Origin of the sequence: Collinsella sp. AF29-7AC, assembly GCF_003475665.1 — a bacterium.
Lineage (GTDB): Bacteria > Actinomycetota > Coriobacteriia > Coriobacteriales > Coriobacteriaceae > Collinsella.
Window position 1 is genome coordinate 1 of sequence record NZ_QRQX01000018.1, and the last position, 342, is coordinate 342.

General features: G+C 76.0%; 1 pseudogene. It reads left to right on the top strand.

From position 1 onward, the window contains the following. Positions 1–342 (top strand): annotated as a pseudogene (locus DWZ15_RS10570) (IS30 family transposase); the annotation flags it as partial.

Below are 342 nucleotides of genomic sequence, written 5' to 3' on the forward strand. Positions count from 1 at the left end.
CATGACCAACATGGAGCTCAGGCGCAAGGTCGGCTACAGGCCGAGGAGGCGCGCCGCGCGCCGGGCGGCGACCCGCCACTCCGCCCGCAGGTCACATGCCGCGTTCCTCGCCCTCGGGGAGGACGCGTGCGCCGCGGCCTGGGAGATGGACACCGTCGAGGGGGCCCGGGAGGACAGCGCCTGCCTGCTCACGCTGCTGCACCGCCCCAGCAGGCTCCAGCTCGCGCTGCCGCTGGAGGAGAAGACCGCCGGGTGCGTCGCGGGCGCCCTGGAGGGCGTCCGGGCGGTCCTCGGCGCCGACGGGACGCACCGCGTGTTCCGCGCCGTGCTCACCGACAACGG